General features: G+C 73.0%; 2 protein-coding genes. Both read left to right on the top strand.

The window, feature by feature from the left end; genetic code table 11:
- A partial coding sequence (locus tag SACPADRAFT_RS25055) for a type I polyketide synthase (protein ID WP_007026186.1) occupies window positions 1-5,036 on the top strand: 5,036 nt, incomplete at its 5' end.
- A partial coding sequence (locus SACPADRAFT_RS32025) for a beta-ketoacyl synthase N-terminal-like domain-containing protein (protein ID WP_007026187.1) occupies window positions 5,033-5,799 on the top strand: 767 nt, incomplete at its 3' end. The genes SACPADRAFT_RS25055 and SACPADRAFT_RS32025, both read left to right, overlap by 4 nt.

Below are 5,799 nucleotides of genomic sequence, written 5' to 3'. Positions count from 1 at the left end.
CGGGCGGTGCGGGCGGCACGGCAGCGCAGGGTCTGGCCGAGCGACTGGCCGGGCGCCCGGCCGACGAGATCGACCGCACGCTGCTCGATCTCGTGCGGACCCACGTCGCCGGCGTGCTCGGACACGGCAGCGCGGACGCGGTCGACCCGCGCAAGGCGTTCAACGACCTCGGCTTCGACTCGCTCACCGCCGTGGAGCTCCGCAACCGGCTCACCGCCGAGACCGGCCAACGCCTGTCCGCCACCCTGATCTTCGACCACCCCACGCCACAGGCACTCGCCACGCACCTGCGCGACGAACTGCTGGAGGAGGCCGAGTCCACCGCCGGCGCACCGGCGCGCGCTCGCACCGACGAGCCCTTGGCCATCGTCGGCCTGGCCTGCCGTTTCCCCGGCGGGGCCGACACTCCCGAGCAGCTGTGGGCGATGCTCGCCGAGGGCCGCGACGGCATCGGACCGTTCCCGATCGACCGGGGCTGGGAGATCGAGGCCCTCTACGACCCGACACTGCAACGCCCCGGTACGACCCATGTCCGCGAGGGCGGCTTCATCCACGGCGCGGGCGAGTTCGATGCCGCGTTCTTCGGGATCTCCCCGCGTGAGGCGCTGGCGATGGACCCGCAGCAGCGGCTCCTGCTCGAAGCGTCCTGGGAGGCGCTGGAGCGCGCCGGGCTCGACCCGCACGCCCTGCGGGGCACCGACGCGGGCGTGTTCGTCGGTGCCGCCACCGCCAACTACGGCGCGGGGCTGCCCGCACTGCCCGACGGGGTCGAGGGGCACCTGCTCACCGGCACCGCCACCAGTGTCGCCTCCGGCCGCGTCTCCTACACCCTCGGGCTGGAGGGCCCCGCGGTCACCGTGGACACGGCGTGTTCGTCGTCGCTGGTGTCGCTGCACCTCGCCGCCGCCGCGCTGCGGTCAGGGGAGTGCTCGCTGGCCCTGGCCGGTGGCGCGACCGTGATGGCCGTCCCCGGCGCCTTCACCGAGTTCTCCCGGCAGGGCGGTCTCGCTCCGGACGGGCGGTGCAAGCCGTTCGCCGACTCCGCCGACGGCACCGGTTGGTCCGAGGGTGTGGGGATGCTCGTCGTGGAGCGGCTCTCCGACGCGCAGCGGCTCGGGCATCCGGTGCTCGCGGTGCTGCGTGGCTCGGCGGTCAACCAGGACGGCGCGTCCAACGGGCTCACCGCACCCAACGGGCCGTCGCAGCGGCGCGTCATCCGGTCGGCGCTCGCCTCGGCCGGAGTCGAACCATCCGAGGTGGATGCCGTCGAGGCGCACGGCACCGGCACGCCGCTCGGCGACCCGATCGAGGCCCAGGCGCTGCTCGCGACCTACGGCCAGGATCGCGACCGGCCGCTGTTCTTGGGCTCGGTCAAGTCCAATCTCGGCCACACCCAGGCGGCCGCGGGCGTCGCCGGTGTGATCAAGATGGTCCTGGCACTGCGTCACCGTCTGCTTCCGCAGACCCTGCACGTCGACGAGCCCTCCACCCGTGTCGAGTGGGCCGAGGGTGACATCCGCCTGCTGACCGAGCCCGTCGACCTCAGCGGCGAGGACCGCGTGCTGCGCGCCGCGGTGTCGTCCTTCGGTATCAGCGGCACCAACGCGCACGTCGTCCTCGAACAGGCGCCCGAACCCGCTGCCGAGAAGGACGAGCCCACCGCGTCGGTGGTGCCGTGGGTGCTGTCCGCCCGCACGGCCACGTCCCTGCGGGAGGTGGCCGCCCGCCTGCTCGCCTCGGTGAACGGTGCCCCGGTGGCCGACACCGCCTGGTCGCTGGCGACCACCCGCACGGCCTTCGACGAACGCGCTGTCCTGGTCGGCGACCGCGATGCGCTGCTCGCGGGACTGCGTGCCCTGGCGACAGGTGAGTCACACCCCTCGCTGGTGGAGGGCGCGGCAGGGGAGCCGGGCCGGGTGGTGTTCGTGTTTCCGGGTCAGGGTTCGCAGTGGGTGGGGATGGCGCGGGAGCTGGCGGGGGAGTCGTCGGTGTTCGCGGGGCGGTTGTCGGAGTGTGCGGCGGCGTTGGAGCCGTTCGTGGACTGGTCTGTGGACGCCGCGTTGGACGATGCCGACTTGTTGGGTCGGGTTGATGTGGTGCAGCCGGTGTTGTGGGCTGTGATGGTGTCGTTGGCCGAGCTTTGGCGGTCGTGGGGTGTGGAGCCTGCTGCGGTGGTGGGGCATTCGCAGGGCGAGATCGCGGCTGCGGTGGTGGCGGGTGCGTTGTCTCTGGAGGACGGCGCCCGCGTCGTGGCGTTGCGGTCGCGGGTGCTGACCCGGCTGGCGGGTCGTGGCGGGATGGTGTCGGTCGCGTTGGATGAGGCCGGAGTGCGTGATCGGATCGCGCCGTTCGGTGACCGGGTGTCGATTGCCGCGATCAACGGCGGAACTGCGGTGGTCGTCTCGGGTGAGCCGGAGGCTCTCGATGAGTTGGTCGCTTCCTGTGCGGCCGAGGGTGTGCGGGCGAAGCGGGTCCCGGTGGACTATGCCTCCCACTCCGCCCACGTGGACGAGTTGCGGGATGAGTTGTCGGAGGTGCTGGCTCCAATCCAGTCGCGCGCCGGGACTGTGCCGGTGTATTCGACGTTGACCGGGCGGGTCGAGGACGGCTCGGGGATGGATGCCGGGTATTGGTTCGACAATCTCCGTTCGACTGTCCGGTTCTCCGACGCTGTCACCGCGTTGGCTGCGGAGGGGTTCGGCACGTTCGTGGAGTGTTCCCCGCATCCGGTGCTGACGATGTCCCTGCCGGACGACGTGGTCGCGGTCGGCTCGCTCAAGCGGGACGAGGGTGGCCTGGAACGGATGCTGCTCTCCCTGGGTGAGGCCGTTGTGCACGGCGTCACGCCGGACTGGGCCGCGGTGATCCCCGACGGTCGCCGCATCCACCTGCCCACCTACCCGTTCCGGCGCAAGCACTATTGGCTCACCGCGCCCGAGGGCTATCACGGGGCTCACGCGGCGGACGACATCGAAAGCCGCTTCTGGGACTCCGTCGAGCGCGAAGACCTTGAAGACCTGGCGGGCAGCCTGAACCTCGACCCGGCCGCACCGCTGCACGACGTGCTGCCCGCGCTGTCCGCGTGGCGACGGCACGCCCGCGCTCGCTCCACTCTCGACTCATGGCGCTACCGCGTCGCCTGGCGTCCGGTACCCGACACCGCGCCCGGCCTGACCGGAGCCTGGGCCGTTGTCGTCCCCGAGGGTTTCGGTGCCCACCCGCTGGCCGACGGCGCGCAGCAGGCCCTCGCCCGGCACGGCGCCGACGTCCGGGTGGTCGTCGTTCCCGCCGCCGCGGACCGGGCAGCGCTGGCGGAAGCACTGCCTGCCGACGCGGTGGGCGTGCTGTCCCTGCTGGCCCTGGCCGAGGACAGCTACCCCGGGCAGACGTCGGCCCGGCGTGGTGCGGTGCAGAATCTCCAGCTGCTGCAGGCCCTCGGAGACACGGATGTGCCCGCGCCGCTGTGGTGCGCGACCAGCTCCGCCGTCGCCGTCCAGACCCCGGTGACCGCTCCGCTGCAGGCACTGGTCTGGGGCATGGGCCGCGTCGCCGCACTGGAGCACCCCGAGCGCTGGGGCGGCCTCGTCGACCTGCCTGCCGAGCTCGACGACCGGGCGGGCGATCGGCTCGTGGCGGTCCTGTCCGGGTCCATCGGTGAGGACCAGGTCGCCATCCGCGCCGCGGGGGTGTTCGGCAGGCGGCTCACCCAGGCGCCGCCCAGCCGCGAGCCCGACCGGTGGGTGCCGCGGGGTACCGCCCTCGTCACCGGCGGCACCGGCGCGCTCGGCTCGGAGGTCGCCGCGTGGCTCGCGGAACGCGGTGTTCCGCACCTGCTGCTGGTGTCCCGGCGCGGTGCGGACGCCCCCGGTGCTGCCGAACTGCGAGACCGCCTGACCGGCCTCGGCGCTCGGGTCAGCTTCGCGGCCTGCGACGCGGGTGACCGCGACCAGCTCGCCGCCGTCGTGGACGCCGTTCCGGACGATCTGCCGCTGGACACCGTCGTGCACACCGCGGCGGTCCTCGACGACGCCGTCCTGGACGCCCTCGACGTCGACCGGGTCGAGCGGGTGTGCCGCCCCAAGGTCGACACCGCGTTGCACCTGCACGAGCTGACCCGCGACGTGCCTCTGTCGGCGTTCGTGTTGTTCTCCTCGTTCGCGGGGACCTTCGGCACACCCGGGCAGGGCAACTACGCCCCCGGCAACGCCGTCCTCGACGCTCTCGCCGCGCACCGGCGTGACCTGGGTCTGCCGGCGACCTCCATCGCGTGGGGCCCGTGGGGCGGGGAAGGTATGGCCGACGGCCCGGTGGGTGAGCTGGCCCGCCGCCACGGCGTGCCGGAGATGGACCCCGCGCTCGCGCTCGCGGCCCTGCACCGGGCGATCGACGCGGGCGACGTCTTCACCGCCGTCGCGGACATCGACTGGGACCGGTTCGGCACCGCGTTCACCGCCACCCGGCCCAGCCGCTTCCTCGCCGAGGTGCCGCAGTCGCGCGCCGCCGCGCCGGAGGAGTCCGTCGAGGACGACCTGCCGACGCGGCTCGCCGGAATGAACCAGGCGGAGCGGGAGCGCGCCGTACTCGACCAGGTCCGTTCGGCGGCCGCGGCCGTGCTCGGCCACTCCGACGTCGCCGAGGTCGACGAGGGGCGGGCGTTCCGGGAGCTGGGCTTCGATTCGGTGACCGCCGTGGAGCTGCGCAACCGGCTCCGCGCCGCGACCGGGCTCACCCTCCCGGCCGCGCTGGTCTTCGACCACCCCTCGCCGCAGGCACTCGCCGAGTACCTGCTGGGCGAGCTGTTCGGAGACCGGACCGGGGCGTCGCCGCTGGACGAGGTGGACCGCTTGGCCGACGCGCTCGCCGACCCGGGCGAGGTGGACGCCACCACGCGCACCCGGGTCACGCAGCGCCTGCAGGCGCTGCTGGCCCAGTGGCGCGACTCCGAACCGGAGCGAGCCGGGGAAGCCGAGGACTTCGACTCGGCCACCTCGGCGGACATGTTCGACTTCATCGATCGGGAGCTGGGGTTGTCGTGACCGGAGCGCAGAACACCGAGCAGGAGAAGCTCCTCAGCTACCTCAAGCGGGTCACCGCCGACCTGAAGCAGACGAAGCAGCGGCTGCACGAGGCCGAACAGGCGCGGCAGGAGCCGGTCGCCGTTGTCGGCATGGGCTGCCGCTTTCCCGGCGGTGTACGCACTCCCGAGCAGCTGTGGGACGTGCTGATCTCCGGCCGCGACGTGGTCACCGACATTCCGGGCGACCGTGGTTGGGACATCGACGCCCTGTACGATCCCGACCCCGGCAGGCCCGGCGGCACCTACGTCCGCCGGGGAGCCTTCATCGACGGTGCCGGAGACTTCGACGCGGCGTTCTTCGGGGTCTCGCCGCGTGAGGCGCTGGCCATGGACCCGCAGCAGCGCCTGTTGCTGGAGACGTCGTGGGAGGCGCTGGAGCGCGCCGGGCTCGATCCGCTGTCGCTGCGAGGGCAGGACGTTGGTGTGTTCGCGGGGACCAACGGCCAGGACTACCCGTCGCTGTTGCTCGGCTCCGGGGAGGACACCGGCGGTCACCTCGGTACCGGCAACGCGGGCAGCGTCCTGTCCGGCCGCGTCGCCTACACGCTCGGGCTGGAGGGGCCCGCGGTCACCATCGACACCGCCTGCTCGTCGTCGCTGGTCGCCATGCACCTGGCCGCGCACGCGCTGCGCTCCGGCGAATGCTCCGTGGCGCTCGCGGGCGGGGTGACCGTGATGGCCACCCCGACGCTGTTCGTCGAGTTCTCCCGGCAGCGCGGCCT

Origin of the sequence: Saccharomonospora iraqiensis subsp. paurometabolica YIM 90007 (assembly GCF_000231035.2) — a bacterium.
GTDB lineage: Bacteria > Actinomycetota > Actinomycetes > Mycobacteriales > Pseudonocardiaceae > Saccharomonospora > Saccharomonospora paurometabolica.
Note: the sequence above shows the minus strand (reverse complement) of the source record. Positions and strands in the feature narration are given on the sequence as shown.